The 16,857-nt window shown below is 45.9% G+C and carries 15 protein-coding genes and 2 pseudogenes; 11 read left to right on the plus strand and 6 right to left on the minus strand.

From position 1 onward, the window contains the following. Positions 1-6 precede the first annotated feature (6 nt). The 4 genes from NDI33_RS15575 to NDI33_RS15590 form a co-directional block, all read right to left on the minus strand. Entirely contained in the window at positions 7-903 is an 897-nt protein-coding gene (locus NDI33_RS15575) for an AraC family transcriptional regulator (RefSeq protein WP_190673208.1), read from the minus strand. 15 nt (positions 904-918) lie between these two features. Further along, positions 919-1,194 (minus strand): hypothetical protein, encoded by a 276-nt coding sequence (locus NDI33_RS15580; RefSeq protein WP_190673211.1) that lies wholly within the window; start codon positions 1,192-1,194, stop codon positions 919-921. A 934-nt stretch (positions 1,195-2,128) separates the two neighbouring features. After that, complete coding sequence (locus NDI33_RS15585; protein WP_190673216.1) at positions 2,129-2,344, minus strand: hypothetical protein; 216 nt, start codon at positions 2,342-2,344, stop codon at positions 2,129-2,131. A 66-nt stretch (positions 2,345-2,410) separates the two neighbouring features. Continuing rightward, entirely contained in the window at positions 2,411-4,114 is a 1,704-nt protein-coding gene (locus NDI33_RS15590; protein ID WP_190412419.1) for a bifunctional diguanylate cyclase/phosphodiesterase, read from the minus strand. 481 nt (positions 4,115-4,595) lie between these two features. Between NDI33_RS15590 and NDI33_RS15595 the strand changes: the two genes are divergently transcribed. The 7 genes and pseudogenes from NDI33_RS15595 to NDI33_RS15625 all read left to right on the plus strand — a co-directional run bounded on the left by NDI33_RS15595 (position 4,596) and on the right by NDI33_RS15625 (position 11,716). Continuing rightward, positions 4,596-4,829, plus strand: coding sequence for a hypothetical protein (locus tag NDI33_RS15595; protein WP_190673219.1), 234 nt, complete (start codon positions 4,596-4,598; stop codon positions 4,827-4,829). A gap of 158 nt (positions 4,830-4,987) precedes the next feature. Then, positions 4,988-6,724, plus strand: a complete 1,737-nt coding sequence (locus NDI33_RS15600; protein WP_190412860.1) for an ABC transporter transmembrane domain-containing protein — start codon at positions 4,988-4,990, stop codon at positions 6,722-6,724. A gap of 153 nt (positions 6,725-6,877) precedes the next feature. Then, a complete protein-coding gene (locus NDI33_RS15605; RefSeq protein WP_190412421.1) occupies positions 6,878-7,105 on the plus strand; it encodes a hypothetical protein in 228 nt (75 codons plus the stop codon). Between the two features lie 53 nt (positions 7,106-7,158). Beyond that, a complete protein-coding gene (locus NDI33_RS15610) occupies positions 7,159-7,440 on the plus strand; it encodes a hypothetical protein (protein ID WP_190673222.1) in 282 nt (93 codons plus the stop codon). A 705-nt stretch (positions 7,441-8,145) separates the two neighbouring features. After that, positions 8,146-8,703, plus strand: coding sequence for a PEP-CTERM sorting domain-containing protein (locus NDI33_RS15615; protein WP_199302304.1), 558 nt, complete (start codon positions 8,146-8,148; stop codon positions 8,701-8,703). 246 nt (positions 8,704-8,949) lie between these two features. Continuing rightward, a pseudogene (locus NDI33_RS15620) lies at positions 8,950-9,329 on the plus strand (hypothetical protein); the annotation flags it as partial. Between the two features lie 602 nt (positions 9,330-9,931). Next, the gene (locus tag NDI33_RS15625; RefSeq protein WP_190673227.1) at positions 9,932-11,716 is read left to right on the plus strand and encodes an ABC transporter ATP-binding protein; all 1,785 of its coding nucleotides are present in this window, start codon (positions 9,932-9,934) and stop codon (positions 11,714-11,716) included. A gap of 90 nt (positions 11,717-11,806) precedes the next feature. On the opposite strand, the gene NDI33_RS15630 is transcribed toward NDI33_RS15625, so the two are convergent. Further along, the gene (locus NDI33_RS15630; RefSeq protein WP_190673230.1) at positions 11,807-13,210 is read right to left on the minus strand and encodes a sugar porter family MFS transporter; all 1,404 of its coding nucleotides are present in this window, start codon (positions 13,208-13,210) and stop codon (positions 11,807-11,809) included. Positions 13,211-13,235: 25 nt separating this feature from the next. Here NDI33_RS15630 and NDI33_RS15635 point away from each other — a divergent pair, with 25 nt between their 5' ends. Next, positions 13,236-13,448, plus strand: coding sequence for a hypothetical protein (locus tag NDI33_RS15635; RefSeq protein WP_190673232.1), 213 nt, complete (start codon positions 13,236-13,238; stop codon positions 13,446-13,448). A 635-nt stretch (positions 13,449-14,083) separates the two neighbouring features. Further along, positions 14,084-15,283, plus strand: a complete 1,200-nt coding sequence (locus tag NDI33_RS15640) for a PEP-CTERM sorting domain-containing protein (protein ID WP_190673236.1) — start codon at positions 14,084-14,086, stop codon at positions 15,281-15,283. 220 nt (positions 15,284-15,503) lie between these two features. On the opposite strand, the pseudogene NDI33_RS15645 reads toward NDI33_RS15640, so the two are convergent. Next, positions 15,504-15,727: pseudogene (locus tag NDI33_RS15645) on the minus strand (IS1 family transposase); the annotation flags it as partial. 40 nt (positions 15,728-15,767) lie between these two features. On the opposite strand from NDI33_RS15645, the gene NDI33_RS15650 reads away from it, so the two are divergent. Next, positions 15,768-16,460: an IS1 family transposase gene (locus NDI33_RS15650; protein WP_190673239.1), complete on the plus strand. Its 693-nt coding sequence runs from the start codon at positions 15,768-15,770 to the stop codon at positions 16,458-16,460. 69 nt (positions 16,461-16,529) lie between these two features. Next, a complete protein-coding gene (locus NDI33_RS15655) occupies positions 16,530-16,724 on the plus strand; it encodes a hypothetical protein (protein ID WP_190673242.1) in 195 nt (64 codons plus the stop codon). Positions 16,725-16,857: the final 133 nt, after the last annotated feature.

The following is a 16,857-nucleotide window of genomic DNA, read 5'->3' on the forward strand; positions in this document are numbered from 1 at the left end:
TTCTTGCTATCCTTGTCGAATATGTCTGGGAGTCACGCCTAGTAGACGTTTCAAGTGACGGTTGAGATGGCTCTGGTTGGCAAAACCAACGCTGTAAGCTACCTCAGCAATGGTGAGTTCTCCGTTGAGGAGTAATTCTTTAGCGCGTTCTACTCGATGACGAATCACATATTGATGCGGAGTCAAGCCCGTTGATTGTTTAAACAAGCGAGTAAAATAATGGGGGCTCATCTGCACGATTTTCGCCAGTTCCGCTAAACCTAAATCTCGGTCGAGATGGTCGTTAATGTAGTCAATGACTTGCCGTAATTGGCGGCTAGAAAGACCTCCACTATAGTCACGTAGAATGGGTTGCTGTGCCGAGTAGTTTTGTAATAGGTGAACCGCTAGAGCATTTGCCATCGTCTCAGCATAGAGACGACTCCCTTTAGGATTGTTTTCTAACACTTGCTGAAGTGCAAGTCCTATTTGCAGAACTAGCCCATCAGATGTGGCAAAGTGGGGCACGAGTTCAACGTTAGAAGGTTCAGCCGATTCGTCAACAGCACGGGCGAAAACATCCGAAGCAATAGCGATAACAATAAAGTCATGTTCTGCATTCCAACAAGAACGATGACCAACCTGGGCAGGAGTAATAACAATATCCCCTTCAACGACTCGCTCGTGATGAATTCTCCCGTCTAGGGTTCGCCGTGCCTGAATTGGAGCATCGGTTTTTGGGAAAATGAGAAGACCATGCCAAAAGGGACTGCAAACTTCAGGAGATTCGAAGGCGGGTGTGCGGAAATGTCCCAGGAAAATGCCATTCCAACCCGCATGAAGACTGGTGAGAATTGGCGAGCGATCGCAGATTTGGATGAGATCGTCTTCGTTAGCGATCGCTCTAGGTTTGGCTTCTGGCATGGGGTGAACTCATCCCTACATGCTTAGTGTATCAATATCGATCGCGTAGTTCATCGACACAAAAAGCCGCAGGCGCACAAAGATTCCATCAGAAAGATGGAGGAGCTTCTGCAATACAACTAGGAATTCATGAGAGCCAAACCGAAGGCTCCCAATCGCTCTGCGCCTTCTGAAGGCGTGGAGGATCGAGAGTTGTTGTGGATGTGGTTGCACGCCAAAAGCGATCGCACACTCTGAATGTGGAGAATGAATGTTGGGAGCGATCGCAACAAACCCTGGATATACGAACAAAGATACCTTGATGATGATCGCGATCGCTTCTTACAGAATTTTAAGCAGATGTAAATTGCATGAATCTGCAATTTAGCGATCGCTAAACAGCGCCACATGAATCGCCACTAAAAGCAATTTATACAAGCGATCGCGTTTTTGATGAAGGGAGAGGGATCGCTGGATTATTGTTTTCCCAGCCAAGAACATCAGTTGCAACGGTTATGCAGGGAAGTTGGGGATGGTGTGGATCGGCTTCGCTTGTGCTGTAGGCAATCGCGGAGTCTAATTAAGGTTTATCGTTAGCTAACCCCGCAGGAGCCTGACAACAACTAAGCAAATAATGAACAAAATGATTCGCCAAGTCCATTTTTCCCTCGGTGTCAGAGGAATTAACTGCTTCTGCATGTTTACACATGGTATCCAAGTCTTGCCCTCGGACCAAAAACCAGATTTGTGAGTTTTCTTATAACCCATCGCTCGATAAAAATTAACTGCTGTTAGGGATGACATCACATGAAGAGTTCTGTATTTCTTCTCGATCGCTGTATGCTCCATAGTTTCAAGTAACCTTTTGCCAATGCCTAGACGCTTAAAATCAGGATGAACGAAGATGGCATGAATTGTAGACGTATAGACTGACAAAGAGGCAAATCCAACTAGTTTAGAATGGAAATATGCTACGAATACTATCTCCTTATATTCTGATCTAGCTGACTTCTGACTTCTAATTAAAGACTCAATTTGCCTAGCATTGTACTCTTGAGATGCTAAAAGCTTAAGCGAACTCGCTTGGAGTTCCAAGATCCTCTCCAAATCCTCAGGCTTCGCTAAATATATTTGAACATTCATTACAGGTTCGAGCCAGAAATGTAGGATAAGTAACTACTTAACTCTCTATAAGACTTAAACTTTCGGTATATGATTTCTCAGGAGAGTAGATAAACTACAGTTTTCAGTAACAGCCGATGCGATCTCGTTTGTTGGTATGTGGAGTGCGATCGCACATAGAGCCTCTCTCACCTTTCTGCTGTATCGTGTAAATTTGGGTGAGGTAAAAAGTGAGGGCGATCGCAATACCCGCTTCATCTAGGTAAAAAGTGAGTGCGATCGCAATACCCGCTTCATCTAGCAGCAAAGATACCTTGATGAGGATAGCGATCGCACTCACCCAATACGAAACAAGTGCGATCTCTAGAGATTAAAGGAGGCACTCTAACAGCTAGCCAGATTTTCTCTAGGCTACGGCTTGCTGAAAACTTTCTTGGAGCATTTGGGCGATCGCATCAGCGGGGACAGGACGGCTAAAGTAGAACCCCTGACCTTCTTCACACCCCCGTCTTTGCAAGTAGTCAAACTGTTCTTGGGTTTCTATGCCTTCTGCTGTAATGTTCAACCGCAGGCTCTTTGCGAGGGCAATGATGGCATCGGTTACAGCGGCACTATCAGGATTAGATGTCACATCCTGCACAAATGACCGATCGATCTTGAGCATGGTAACGGGAAAGCGCTTCAAGTAGTTCAGAGAGGAATAGCCGGTGCCAAAATCATCCAGAGCCAGCAAGATACCCAGGTTTCGTAATTGCTCTAAAGTGTTAACAGATCGCTGAACGTCCCCCATGAGGAGGCTTTCAGTCACTTCTAGTTCTAGGTAAGATGCTTTTAACCCGGTTTCCTCAAGGGTTTGGTTGACGACTTCGACTAGATTTGGTTGTTCAAACTGTCGAGCTGACAGATTTACCGATATCCGAATTGGAGGGAATCCGGCAAGCTGCCAAGCACGAGTTTGGGCGCAAGCAGTTCGCAAAACCCATTCTCCTATTTGCACGATCGAACCATTTGCTTCTGCAATGGGAATAAACTTAGCTGGAGAAACCAACCCTAGCGTCGGGTGCTGCCAGCGAACCAGGGCTTCCATTGCCGTGATTTTTCTGGTATGCAAATCAATTAAGGGTTGGTAATAAACCACCATTTCGTTGCGCTCAACCGCTCCATGTAATTCATTTTCTAATACCAGTCGTTCCTGCAACTGAGCATTCACTTCTGGCGAATAGAACTGATATTGGCTACGTCCTTGTTGTTTCGCCTGATATAGCGCCAGACGAGCCTGTTGCAACAGTTTATCCACACCATTGCGATCTTCTAGGTCATTAATTGCGATACCAATACTGGCGGTAATCCGAATCGAGCTACCCTCTAAAAAGAAGGGTTTTGCCAGCGTACTTACTAGCAACTGGGATAGCTTGATCGCGCTCTCAAAGCAGGGAATTTCCGTTAGCGCGATCGCAAATTCATCTCCACTCACATGAGCCAAAATCTCTGTTTGACCCATACAGGTTGTCAAACGTTGGGCAACTGCTCTTAACAGCAAATTTAAGGTTTCCCGATCCAATGTATGACTCATATCAGTGAAATCGTCGATACCCAACAAAAGCACTGCTACCAGCCGCTGGTTGTTTTCAGATTGGGATACTATCTGATGCAAGCGATCGCAGAATAAATCCCGATTAGGTAATCCAGTCAGTCCATCGTAGTTGCTGATGTAGTGAATTAATTCATCTAACTTATGAAGAGTTTGTGAGGTATCTGCCATTAATGTGCCTGCTTCATCGGCAAATTCTGTAGGCAGTTCGGGTAACTTTTTGGTATTCAAATAGTCTTGTAATGCAGCAGATGTCAAAATGACTGGGGCGAGGAGGTGGCGTAGTGCATACAGAGTAGCTGCTGTACCCACTAAGGTAGCCAACAGAGCAATCACCAGCACTCGCACTGTCATTTCCCAGGAATAAGAGTTTGAAATAACGAAAGTTATCAATAAGGTTAAAAGTGGTACGTGAGTGCCTAAAAATGCCACCAACATAATTTTGGCGGTATAGCTTTTCTTAAGCAGTCCGAACCGAGCTAGAAAGGAGTAGAGGGCAAGCTTGCAATTGAGTTTCATAGATGCTGCTCAAGGGTTAAAAGTTGGCAAATTACTTACCAAGTAATATGGCAGAACCATATCTGGCATTTTGGAGATATAGAGGACTACTTCCCTTTCAAATCAACCGATGCAAGGTTACATTTATAACCTTAAATATGGTATTTACCGAAACCAAATTTTAGATTTTCGATACATCTCATTACACAGTACATTTTTGAAATCATAAATGTTCACCGTATAATCACTGATTTATAAAAAAATTAAGAATAAATAAAGCTTTTATCTCCGAGAAATTAGGGAAAGTGAAAGCGATCGCCAGAGTTTAAGTTACTCAGTGTAATGCTTTGAGCGTGGGACGACCGGGAAAGATTGCGATCGCATATACAGCATTTTTCAGTTAGGTGGAGTAAATGGCGGTTCTAACGTTCGATAGAGGCTTTTTAATTGCTATGCCGCTATAGATGTATGGCACCCAAACGAGAATTGCTATAGATCTCCGGTGACTTCGATCAGGTGGGTAGATGACGTATTGGCGTGGGTGGGTTTCCTCACATCTTGCAACCTGGTGGCTGAAACCGCACAGCGATCGCAAGCACACAAACAAAACCTGGCTACGCAGGTTATAAAATCCTTGATTTTCGGTGAGTCTGCGCTTTTAAAGCTGGGAATGCGATCGCCCCAGAATTCTATTGTGACGGCTTACGGCTTGGTGCATGATGCGATCGCGACTTGAGTGAGGCGTGAGGCGACGGTTATGCAAAGCAGCTTGTCCTTGAGGATTGCAGCTTTTTTCTATCGAATCTTAGTTAATCTTAGTCAGGAGAGACTTTTCTAAATACAGAAGGGTAAATTCTATTGGTTCAGCAATCAGAACTCCAAAACAAGTCATCGATGCAGCCGCTTCAGCGCGTGCTAGGAAGTTTAATCGCCTACCGTTGGATCTCGATAGGGGCGTTGCTCAGTTCCTTGCTTTTAACGGCTGCTTATGCCGTCACTCCCCAACTGTTTCGTTGGGGAATCGATGAAGGGATTGCCCAGCGAAACCTCCAAATTGTGTTTTACAGCGCTGGATGGATGGTCGTTGCTGCGATCGCGCGCGGTTTGTTTAACTTCGGACAAAGTTTTTGGGCAGAAACCGCATCTCAGGGGGTTGCCTACGATCTGCGAAACAAGATTTTCAGCAAGATTCAAAACCTCAGTTTCAGCTATCACGACCAATCCCAGACTTCTCAACTGCTAACTCGCGTCACTAGCGATATTGAGCAAATCCGCACGTTCCTCAGTACGAGCCTGATGCAAGTGATCGGTGCAGTCATAACACTTGTCAGCATTGCCACCATCCTGCTGTTAATGAACTGGCAACTAGCGCTGATTACGCTAACAGTCGTACCCATCTCAGGGTGGTTGTTGGCGCAATTTCTCACCAAAAATAGCCGGTTGTTCGGGCAAGTTCAGGAGCAACTCGGTAATCTGAATACTGTATTGCAAGAGAACCTGCTGGGCGTGCGAGTGGTAAAAGCGTTTGTCCGAGAATCAGCAGAAGCAAAGCGTTACACGACGCTGAATGATGCGTTGATTGTGACCAACATGAAGACCATTCGCGCCATCCGCGATACTTTTCCGTTCATCTTTTTGCTCAGTAACTTGGTGACAGTCGTTGTCATCGGTTATGGGGGTGCAGAGGTCATTGAAAATCGGTTTTCAATTGGAGAATTGGTAGCGTTTAACTCTTACTTGCTGTTGATTCTTCAACCCGTTTTATTAATAGGATTTGCGGCTCCCGCGATCGCGCAAGCGGCAGCATCTGCCGAACGAGTCTATGAAGTAGTGGATGCAGAGATTGAAATTCGCGATCGCCCTGGTGCTGTCCCTTTTGAAACTTGCGGCGGTCGAATTACATTTGAAAATGTCTCGTTCCGCTATCCAGGAGCCACCACAGAAGCCCTGAAAGGTGTTTCTTTTGAAACTAAACCGAAAGAACTCATCGCCATTCTGGGGATGACTGGTTCCGGGAAAAGCACCATTATCAACCTGATTCCGCGCTTCTATGATGTTACGGCGGGGTCAGTTCGCATCGATGGACGAGATGTGCGGGACTTCACCCTAACAAGCTTGCGATCGCATATTGGCATTGTATTTCAGGAAACCACGCTGTTCTCTGGCACCATCCGCGAGAATATTGCTTATGCTAAGCCTGATGCAGACTTGGAGCAAGTCATTGAAGTCGCAAAAGCCACGCAAATGCACGACTTTATTACTAGCTTGCCCGATGGTTACGAAACGATTGTTGGAGAACGGGGTGTAGGCTTATCGGGCGGACAAAAGCAACGGATCGCGATCGCTCGCACATTGCTGACAGATTACAGCATTCTCATCCTCGATGACAGCACCTCTGCCGTAGATGCCAGAACCGCTGCCCAGATTCAGGAGGAACTCGATCGCCTGATGCGCCAAAAGGCTTGCACGACCTTTGCGATCGCTCAACGCATTAGTACCGTGCGGAATGCCGATCGGATTTTGTTGATGGATCAAGGACGACTAATGGCGCAAGGAACGCATGAAGAATTGATGCAAAATAGTCCACTTTACGGGGCAATTTTAGAATCGCAGGTAAAGCGAACAAGTTGATAAACACAATCATAATATGCGGTTCTCAGTTGAGTGGAATTGCGATTCTAGAAGAGTTATTTGAACGTCTGGAGCAGCAGCATTACTCCCACCATATGAGAAGAGAACTGCTATAATCGGGGCACAATTAATTCATCTTGCCGCCCGATTCTCTTGCTATTTAACTCCTATACCTTTATCTTCTGCTTTTTACCGATTACTCTAATTGGCTTTTTTGCCCTAAAAAAATTTCGCTTGATCTGGGTAGCGATCGCGTGGTTACTGCTAGCCTCCCTCGCGTTTTACAGTTATTGGAGCATCACCTTCCTACCCGTGTTGTTGGGATTGATCGCTGTTAACTACTCCGTGAGTAGGCTGATTAGGCAAGCGATCGCGACTTAGGTATCTGCCTCAACCTCGTGCTCCTAGGCTTTTACAAGTATGCCAGCTTTGCCATGACTGTGGTCAATCAACTGCTCAATACAGGCTGGAGTATTCCTGCAATTCCCTTGCCTCCAGGTATCTCCTTCTACACCTTTACCCCGATTGCTTATTTGGTGGACACCAATCGCGGCAAAACCCTAGACACCAACCCGATCGCCTACAGTCAATTTGTGACATTCTTCCCTCACCTCATTTCCGGTCCAATTCCCCGTGATCATGAGTTGATGCCCCAATTCCTCAACCTAAAACACTTCATTTTTTCCCATCGAAACTTGGCATTAGGATTGACATAGTTCACGCTGGGATTGTTTAAAAAAGTCGTGATTGTCGAGCATCTAGCTCCGTGGGTTTCCCAGTGTTCAGCCATGCCAGTGCTGTCACGTTGATTGAGGCATGGGTAGGAGTAATAAGTTATACACTCCAACTTTATTTTGATTTCTGTTGGTCCAGAAACAGGGTTTCTTTTGCACCTACTTCGGTGAATGAAACATCGCTGCTAAGCTAAGCTTCTATGTACCACCAAGATGCTAGAGCCTACGTATCCCTCCCCACACTGACGAAAGAACGTCGTAGATCGGCATCTTGCCGGAAATTCGCCTGTAGGTGACATTCACGCAAGTGTGAATGCACATAATTTGCATTTGTCAATACTTATGTGCCAAATTTATCGAGTCTAAACACAACTTTTTACGTATTATGACGGATGAAAGCCCCTGAACATCAGTGTTTTGGCTGGATTTTAAGTCCTGTTAGCGATATTTCTATCTATCTTTAGGTATATTTTTTTGATGAAGATAGGCTCAAAACGTTGACTTCACCGATCGGGGTATGCCAATCTGTTCTCAGTGATGACACTCTAATGAGCGCGAAATTATCTAACTACAGTAAGTTTTTACAGATATTGATGGGTAGTTTCTACTAATCCGAAGGTTTTCGCGAATCGTACTTCTAGAGTAATTCTCACTGTCAACCTTAATTTGTTTGGAGAGATCGGAAAAATGGCTACCTCAACTATCATGACTGCAAACATTCTGAAGAAGTTAGTGTTAGGTGTCGCTGTTGGCGCTGTTTCCCTAGTTTCCATGAAAGCAAATCCAGCTAATGCAGCTTCTTTTAACTTCTCATTCGTATGGAATTATAATCAGCAGGAATATGGAACTGGAAGTGTAGAAGGCTTTGACAATGATTCAGATGGCCTTCTGACCAAAAATGAACTTACTTCTTTTAATACCTCTTTACCTTTGGAGGGGGCTTATCTTAATTTGAACGATTTATTTGGTTTTGGTAGTTTTGACTTAAATACAGGGGTGTGGAACGCAGACGCACCTGGCTGGGGTCAACCCAATTTGGCCTGGTTCAGTTGGAATGGGGGAGGCAACTCTGTGAATCCGCTGTGGGCTACTATGACAACTAATGATTATGTCCCGACACCGCCGACACCGCCTGCGACCGTCCCCGAACCCGCTTCTACCTTCGGCTTGCTGGCATTAGGTGCAATGGGTGCTGGTTCCATGCTGAAGCGCAAACAGCAACAAAAAGCGACAGTTAAAGCATAACTTAACAACCTAAACCGATTCAATAACAGAAGGGTTAGGCTAACAGTTGCAACAAACCTGTCAAACCAATTAAAGCACAATCCGTGTTTTTCCCAGTGGAAAGCGCGGCTATTTTTTTGGGGGGGATGATGCAATGGCGCTAGAAAGCGGGTTTCTGGGGTGGGATCTGAGCAAAGAATGTTTGGTGCGATCGCACCTCTACTTTAAGTTACCATTTCCTTGTCGCCATCAGCTAAACTTCCTCATGTTAACCCAAAGCAAATCCACCAAGTGCTACAGGCTCATAGCGAAGGCACCAGTTTACGAGGGATTAGTCGCATCAGTGGACTGGCTTACAACACGGTTGTGAGTATTGTTCGCTCATCGAGTGCCAAAGCTCAGTTGGTTCATAACAACCAAGTTGAACAGGTCACAACCGAGGCAACAAACAGGTCGGTGGCATCGTAGACAAAACAAATTTGGCAAAGTGTGGGAGCTTTCCGTCACTAACAACGCGACTCGTGGTGAGTTACTTCAACTGGATTTGGCAGCATAGTCGATTGAAGACAACGGCGGCTCAGCGAGCTGGACTGGCTGACCACCCTTGGAGTTGGCATGATCTTGCTACCTTCCCAACAATAACCTGATGCACTACCGTTGATTCTTATATCTCTCTACTCAGTAGCTTCTATGTAGTAGTAACACCCAAGTTTGCGAGTTATAATCTGACCATTCTTAATCAGGTCGTGAACTCGCTGACGAGTTACGCATAGCAGCAAAGCTGTTTGAGCTACAGAAAGTAAGTCAGGGCTGTCCTTTGAAGCAAGGTCTGTCATACGATAAGCTAAAAGGGTGCTTTGATCTCACAAATCCTTCGTCAATATTGCATTTGTGACTTCAACTATCTGTAAGCTCTTAATTTCGCTGAGAAATGCGATCGCGTATTGCTTGAGGCACATTCTCCCAGTATTGGTCTGTCATTGGTGTTGCCGGAGCGAACTCTAACCCTTCCAGTAGAACTGATTCCAGCCGTTCCTTCGCTTTTCGTGCTCGACCCTGACGGATTAACTTGCAAAAATACTCGCTGACTGTACTATAGCCACCAGGTCATAAGAATTCCTCCAAGCCTCACACCCTACATAATGTCAAATTATGCCATAACAAACAGTGAGCTATGACGGATGTAGGTTTGAGAGAGTCCTTCCAGACGATACGATAGCGAAGTGAAAAAATAAGTTGGGAAAAAAGCATGAGAGTCCCAGGTCCCGTTGTCGCATCCGAGCAAAAAGCAACTCACCAACTCTCAACCCTGCGGCGCTTTTTACGATATCTCCGACCCTATCGGAAAGAAATTCCCATTGCCTTAACCTTAGTGGCGATTGGGGCTGCAACGCAATCCATTGGCCCCTTCTTGATTGGTTGGTCTATTGACAATCTGATTACGCGGGGAAATCTGCGGGGATTGTTATTGATGTTGGGGGTACTGGGACTGATCTACATCCTCGGTGTTTGGGCAATTCGAGGACAGATTATGCGCGTGGGTTCGATCGTGCAGCGCGTACTGGCTCAACTGCGGCAAGATATTTTTATCAAAATCCAAAGCCTTCCGATCAGCTTTTTCGATCGCAGCGAAGCGGGTGATTTGATGAGCCGCTTGCTGAATGATGTGAATACAGTGAATCAAGCATTTGGACAGACGATTGCCCAAATGTTGGGCAACACGTTCAGCTTAATTGGCATTATTATTGCCATGCTCTCAATCGATCTGAAACTTGGCTTGCTGAGCAATTTAGCGGTGCCATTGATGATTTTCACGACTGGCTTGTTTTCCCGCTGGGCAAGAGCGAGATTTCGCGTGACGCGGCAGACAATCGGCGATCTTTCCGCCAAGCTAGAAGAAGGTATCAGCAGTGTCCGGGAAGCACAAGCATTCAATCGCATCCAACTCAATATTGAAGAGTTTGATGTTGTCAACGCAGCCAATCGTGATGCGAACGTTGAAGCAGTGGCAATTACGGCTGCATTTTTGCCGTCGATTGATTTTCTCAATACATTAGCTACCGCCGCAGTGCTGGCGTATGGAGGCTATCTGGCGGTAACAGGAGCCGCAACTGTGGGGGTGGTGACTTCCTTTTTACTCTACGTTCAGCAGTTCTTTCGCCCTATCCAAATTCTCAGCCAGTTTTACACCCAAGCTCAATCTGCGATGGCAGGTTTGGAGCGGATTTTTCTGCTATTAGATGAACCTTCGCAACTGAATGATGCACCGAATGCGACTGAGATGCCGCCTATTCAGGGTGAGGTGCGATTTGAAGCGGTGACATTTGGCTATACCCCTACTCAACTCGTACTCAAAGGGGTGAATCTGCACGCTCAACCGGGACAGATGATTGCATTGGTGGGACCAACTGGAGCGGGTAAAAGTACGATTATTAACTTAATTCTGCGCTTCTACGATGTGTCTGGGGGCGCAGTTAAAATTGATGGGATTGATGTACGGAGCGTGACGCAGGCGAGTTTGCGCCGTCAAATTGGCATTGTTTTACAAGACAATATTTTGTTTAGCGGTACAGTTGCAGAAAATATTGCTTTCGGCTGTCCCCACGCCACGCAAGCGGATATTGAAGCAGCGGCGCAATTAGCCAATGTGCATGAATTTATCATTTCCTTGCCGCAAGGATACGCGACTCAATTGGGAGAGCGGGGTGCGCCTCTGAGCCAAGGACAGCGACAGCTGGTAAGTATTGCCCGTGCTGTATTAATTAACCCCCGAATTTTGATTCTGGATGAAGCTACCAGTAGTATTGATACTCGCACAGAAGCGCTGGTGCAGGATGCGATCGCGCGTCTCCTCCTAAATCGCACCAGCTTCGTGATTGCCCACCGCCTCAGTACAGTAACGCAAGCCGATCAAGTGTTAGTGATTCAGCAAGGACAAATTGTGGAACGAGGTACTCACGCAGAACTCATCGCTCAACAAGGTGTTTATGCCAATCTCTATGCGCTGCAACTGGGTGCAAATTCTACTAAATAGGGTGGTGCAAGGATGCTGGTTAAAACTTAGCGCGATCGCACTCTGCTCAATTACCGCCGATAACCAAAGAACCTGCGGTGAAAGTCGATACTACACCATTTCCTCTAGTTCTTTACCCTTGGTTTCTTTAATCAGCAGCAGCACGAAGAACAAGGAAATCGCCGCAGCAGTCGCATACAAGCCATAGGCAAAGCCTAAACCCACATCCTTGAGAGGGGGAAAGGTCGTGGACACCGCAAAGTTGGCAATCCACTGAGCCGCAGCAGCGACGGATAGTGCCGCCCCGCGAATCCGATTGTTAAACATCTCCCCTAGCATCACCCAAACGACGGGTCCCCAAGAGAAGCCGAAGCAGAAGACGTAGAGGTTAGCAGCTAGCAAGGCAGTGATGCCAGAGTTTCCAGTTAGGGAGGGGTTCCCGGCGGCATCTAGGGGCGCACTGCCAAAAGTTGCCGCCAGCGTTCCTAGGGTAAGAGTCATGCCCAGAGAACCCAGGATCAGCAGAGGTTTGCGTCCAAACTTGTCCACGAAAGCGATCGCGACTAGCGTTGTCACAATATTGGTGATACTGGTAATCACCGTAATCCACAGCGAATCCTTCTCGGAAAAGCCTACCGCCTGCCACAGCACGCTGCTGTAGTAGAAAATCACGTTAATCCCTACCAACTGTTGCAGAACAGATAACCCAATACCAACCCAGACTATCGTGAGTAAGCCATGCCGACCCATGAGATCGGACAGTTGAGGTTTGCGCTCCCGCGATACCGTCTGCCGAATCTCCTGTACTTTCGCTTCAACATCTCCACCCAAAACCTTTGCCAAAACCGAAGCCGCTTCTGCGTCCCGTCCTTGAGCCACCAAGTAGCGGGGTGATTCTGGAATCCTCAGTGCGCCTATTCCATAGGCAATGGCAGGTGGGATCTCAGTCCAGAACATCCAACGCCAAGCAGGTATCCCGAACCAGAAGGGCGCTTCGGCGGAACCCGCAGCGACAGCGATGAAGTAGTCGCACAGCAAGGCGATGAAGATCCCGGTCACGATCGCAAGTTGTTGCAGAGAACCCAGGCGTCCGCGCAGGTGTGCAGGGGAGACTTCAGCAATGTAGGCGGGGGCGATAACGCTCGCAGCACCAACTGCTACCCCGCCCACCAATCGCCAAACCATGAAATCCCAAATATTAAAGGCAATACCAGAACCCACGGCGCTGATCAAAAACAGAATAGATGCGACGATCATCGTTTTTACCCGCCCGTAACGATCGGCGATCTGTCCGGCAAAGAAGGCTCCCACCGCCGAACCCAAGAGTGCGGAGGAAACAGCGAATCCCGTTGCCACACTACCGGCTTGAAAATCTTTTCCTAAAGCGGCTACCGCACCATTAATTACGGCAGTATCAAAACCAAATAAAAAGCCGCCAATCGCAGCTACCAGCGCCAGCATCAGCACATAGGATGTGCTGGCTTTAGGCATAACAGGTTTGTTGTGAATAGTCATTTGTTAATCCCTAAGTCAAACGCAAATGCAAAGTAAAATTGATTTCGATTTGCTCATCCATGCGAACTTTGAAATGCAAAGCCTGCCAAGCGATAGCAAGCAACCTATCGTGGTAGCTTGCTATCGCTTGGCGATTACCTCCGGTACACTGCGCGATCGCTTATGTACTACGGCAATTTCTACTTTTGTGAACTCCGGAGACAACGATCGGATTGTTCTCCTGGTTCAGCTTCGATAGCTAGTCTGTGTTTAATGTGAGAAATGGGATAAACCGGGTTATCAGAAAGATGTAAATTTATTTCTCACCATGAGAACATTGTTTTATCCTACCTTCTGACTAGCATCAATCTTTAGGATTAAACCTACGAAAGCGTAAAAAACTGTAAGATTTAGCGAATAAACTTAACATAACTACCTGATTAAGAGTAAATATCCCAAAATATAGGAGCGTCAGGTTGTAAATAGTATTTAAGAGCGATCGCAAGGAGAGTTATCTAGAAGTAACTTGACAGACTACACAACCTGTGAAAACGCATTCATGTACCAGATGCGATCGCAAGTGTCACCGAATCAAATTTCTCTTCACCATCAGTCCGTTCACCAGTGCGTTTTGCGGTAACATTAAGCACTCCCTAGCTTTCTGATAGATCGTTAATTTCAGTTTCATTTCATCCCTACTCGCTCCAAAATCCGTTTGCTGGGCTGAAGGGTGTTCCTCCACCTTACGCCAGTATCCCAAGTTTAATTAATAACATTTTTCTGTAAAGCTTACGCAACAATACGGTAAATATTGCGTAAAGCTACGCTTTCACTGACAAATTTGAGGTATTTTTTGTCTAACAGATACAAGCCTAAATCTATGGGAGGAGCCTTATGAAAACTAAAACTTTTACATTTAAACCATTCATCAAGCTACTGAACCTGTCAGCTTTAATTACTTTAAGTACAGCTGCCATTTTAGACCTTGGAGCTTCTGGAGCAGATGCTGCCTTATTAATTGGTAATACTAAAACCAACAATGTAGTGCGTTATGACGATAAGACAGGAAAGTTTTTGGGTGATTTTATTGCCCCTGGTAGTGGTGGCTTATCTAACCCAGATGATTTAGTATTTGGTCCTGATGGAAATCTCTATATCAGCAGTGGTAGTAGTTCTACAGGACAGATATTGCGCTACAACGGCAAGACAGGTGCATTCATCGATGTATTTGCTTCAGGGGGAAATCTAACTCGTCCCTATGGTATGGTATTTGGGCCTGATGGCTATCTTTATGTGAGTAGCTTTCTTACAGACACAATCTTGCGTTATAACGCTACAACAGGTGCATTTGTAGATGTCTTTGCTTCAGGAAATAGATTGCCCGGTGGTTTAAATGGCCCGAATGATTTGTTATTTACACCTGATGGTAAGTTGCTCGTTTCTACTCAGGGTAGCGTTGCCATAGCTGGTGATGCTAACACAGATGGCATCATTTCACCTGGAGAGTTTGTTCCTGACTTTAGCCAGGGACTTCCCAGCCAAATATTGAGTTATGACATTAAAACGAAACAGTCTGCTGTTCTAGTAGATTCAGCTACTCCACTTCCCAACAGTTTTAACTTCGTCAGTTTTCTGGGTTTAGCACTTAGCGCCAAGGGAGATTTGTTCGCAACTGACTTTGCAAATGGACTTCGGGCTTATGACATTAATTCAGGAGCATTAAAAGCGACCATTCCAACTGACTATACTTCAATCCCTGGAGGTTTTAGCAATAACTTTATTGGCAATCTGACTTTCATTGGAAATACCCTCTTTACTGTTGGTTTTGACTTTACCAAAAACGATTATGGAGCGATTCTACGATATGACAGCGTAACAGGGAATGCTCAACCTTCGGCAGGTAATCAAGGTGCAGTCTTTGTCTCAACTAACAGTAATCTTCAGCGTCCAATTGGAATTACATCGATTACGTCTGTACCAGAACCAACAGCTACGATAAGTTTCTTTGCATTTGGTACATTCTGCGCGGTCTTTCTACGGAAGTCTAATCGAAAAAAACACTGCTTGCACGCAGAAGATACAGTTATCAATTAACGAGATAGTAGCACTCGTGAAGGTATTACAACTGATGTCTTCACGGGCGAATTCAAGTGCCTTCATTTTACGCGATCGCCTTTATAAATGCTGTTAGGTTAAAAATGAGGGTAGTGCCAAAAATGTAATGATAGAGAAGTAGAATCGTGCTGATGCTGTCTTAGCATGCCGCCCTGTCCCCTGAAGTGCATCTTCTCAAACGGTCAAGAATGATCATATCCATAATGGTATTGTGATTGACTCCGGTCAGCCGTTCAATGGCACGAAAACCCGTTCCCTTAACATACATGGATAGACATCGCTGCTTTATTTCATCAGAATATCCCTTCTGGGAGTAAGACTCCACTTGCTTGACGACCGCAGCCACGGCAAATGTAATGCGTGTTTACCGCGCTGATGACCGTTCTTACTGATGGTGGTAGAATTGCAATGAGGACACTTTATCGGCGTTGCATAATAGAAAGATGAATTCAGCATGACTACGATGCAGTGTCCAAACTGTGGCTCTACGGAGATCAGAAAAAACGGGAAACGTGGGAGTAAACAAAATCATATCTGCACCCGTTGCCATCGCCAATTTATTGACGTTTACGATCCCCCTCAAGGGTATTCTGAGGCAATCAAACAGCATTGCCTTACCCTCTATGTCAATGGCATGGGATTTCGGGCAATCGAACGAGCAACCGGAGTGCATCACACCACCGTCATTTATTGGGTCAAACAAACTGGGGAACAACTTCCTGATGCTCCACCAGAACCGACCATTCCTGAGGTTGGGGAACTGGATGAACTGGAGACCTATATTGGCTCAAAAAAAAACAAAATCTGGCTGTGGACGGCAGTGAATCACTTCACTCAGGGCATCCTGGGGTGGGTCTTGGGAGATCATAGTGCACAGACCTTTAAGCCTCTTTGGGTAAGGGTTATGGCTTGGAAAAGCTACTTCTACGTCACCGATGGGAACCCCGTTTATCCAGGCTTTATCCCCGATGGAGACCAGATTGTGAGTAAGACCTATATGACACGAGTAGAGAATGAAAATACTCGATTACGCCATTACTTAGCCCGGTTACATCGGAAGACGTTGTGTTACTCGAAATCAGCAGAAATGCTGGCTCATTCGGTTCGATTGCTACTTCACTACTTAAAGTATCGTTCAATACAGGTATTTTCCTAAACATCTCTGCATTCAGCAATACCCTTTATCCCTATATTATGCAACACCCAAATTGCCGTTGCACCTTTGATGGCTTTGGAGTGCGGCTACAACATTCTCAATCACCAAAAAATTGCCGCTTTCGGTGCTGCACTCTTCTTTTGCAGACCTATGCCAGTTCCGGATGATTGGCAATCGACGGTGCGACAACTAAATGCCTGGGTGCTTAAAAACTATGCAGATCCAGCCGACTATATTAACTTGAGTTCGCAATCGCTTCATTAGACCTCTTGCGTGAATAGAAAGAAGGTGGGAAAAAGTAGGTTAAGGAGGAAAGGCGCATGACCTACAAACAACTCAAACAACTCACGCCAAGTGCTTTCAAGCGGCGATGCGGAGTGCATCCCGATATTTTTGA

This window comes from Trichocoleus sp. DQ-A1 (assembly GCF_039961955.1).
Taxonomy (GTDB): Bacteria; Cyanobacteriota; Cyanobacteriia; order Cyanobacteriales; family FACHB-T130; genus FACHB-T130.